Origin of the sequence: Paraclostridium dentum (genome assembly GCF_012922555.1) — a bacterium.
In the GTDB taxonomy this organism is placed as follows: domain Bacteria; phylum Bacillota; class Clostridia; order Peptostreptococcales; family Peptostreptococcaceae; genus Paraclostridium; species Paraclostridium dentum.
Genome location: NZ_WIPK01000044.1, coordinates 1 through 1601, shown reverse-complemented (window position 1 = coordinate 1601; position 1601 = coordinate 1). Strand labels below are relative to the sequence as shown.

The 1601-nt window shown below is 29.7% G+C and carries 2 protein-coding genes; both read right to left on the bottom strand.

Annotated features, from left to right (window positions below; all coding sequences use genetic code 11):
- The coding region (locus GFJ41_RS17690; protein WP_170075966.1) for a rubredoxin-like domain-containing protein at window positions 1-362 on the bottom strand (362 nt) is incomplete at its 3' end.
- Window positions 363-744: 382 nt separating this feature from the next.
- Window positions 745-1194: a rhodanese-like domain-containing protein gene (locus GFJ41_RS17685; protein WP_024619942.1), complete on the bottom strand. Its 450-nt coding sequence runs from the start codon at window positions 1192-1194 to the stop codon at window positions 745-747.
- Window positions 1195-1601 lie beyond the last annotated feature (407 nt).

The window sequence follows — 1601 nt, the reverse complement described above, 5'->3', positions numbered from 1 at the left end:
TGTGTATCTGCTACTACTACTTCTCCTAATAACTCTGCAAATTTAGCTGCATGTTCTGCTTCTTCAAATGCTATTCTCTTATATGCTTCTGCTACCTCTGGGAATCCTTCTCTGTCTGCTTGACGACTCATTGCTAAGTACATTCCTACTTCTGTACATTCACCTGTAAAGTTAGCTCTTAATCCTTCTATTATCTCTGGATCTACTCCTTGAGCTACTCCTATTCTATGCTCGTCTGCCCAAACCATTTCACCTTTCATTTCTTCAAACTTATCTGCTCCAACTTTACATACTGGACAGATTTCTGGTGCTGTTTCTCCTTCATGTATATATCCACATACTGTACAAACAAATTTTTTCATATTAAAATCCTCCCTTTAACCTTATATATATTAATTTAATTAGCTTCTAAATTGTTGTTAACTTGTTATAGTATATATATACCCGTCGACTTTCTTACTAAACATAAATTTAAAAATAAATCTTATAAAATTTAAAATTATCATAATTATTATAAAATTTTAACTAAAATAGCTGATTTCGTTAAATGTTACTTCTATTTAATATACCAATCTATGTGTTTATTAAAACTTATTTAATTTAATTTATACCAAATTAAATCTACTTCGCACTGAGTACATAGTGTATTTCTGAAAGTACATTATATATATTTTTAATAAACCTTTAATAAGTATAACTCAGTTAAGCATAAAAAAGCTACCTATAATATAGATAGCTTCAAATTTATTTTTCTAGTAATTCTTTATAAGGCCAACCTTTTTGACCCTTTTCTAATATAAACATTCTGTCTGATTTTATTCCTTTAGATTCTAAATAGTTTATTGTGTTCTTAGCTCCACTTCCACCACCTGGGCATACAACTATTATAGGATTATTATTTTCTTCTAATTTAGGTAAAACTGTATCTATCTTAGCCTTTTCTTCATCCTTTTCTGCAGGGTAAGCATAAGTAGGAATAGTACCTTCTATATGATGTTTATCATAGTCTTCTTTAACTTGTATATCAACAAGTGTAATATCTTTTTTACTTTCTATTGCTTCTTTTAATTGATCTGCTGTATAGTAGTTATATTTCTTTTCACCTTCAGCAGATTCTTTATCTTTACTACCACACCCAACTAGAGATAACGTTATCACTAGAAGCATACTACATAATAATAAAATTTTCTTCATAATTCCCCTCCTGATTTGTTATACTATTAAATTTTAACATTATTAGACAATTCATTTCCAATAGTTTTTATCTATTTTGAAGTTAAAATCAATAGTTTTTACCTATATTAACCATTTATTACTGTTTATCTTCTATTATCTCTTTATTTCATATCATAGCTACGTAATTCTCTTTTTATTTAATCCCATATCGTACAAGCGTAATCCTTCTTTATTTTTCACAACAAAAAGTGGTTGATATTTAGTTTGCAGCGCAGTGGTCATTTAAAGCATCTTCTCAGCTTTATGACCCAAGCTCAAACTAAATATCAACCACTACACAAATCCACATAAAATAAAAAAGATTACGCGGCTACGTCCTACTCTCCCAGGCAGCTTCCCACCAAGTACCATCGGCGCTAAAGAGC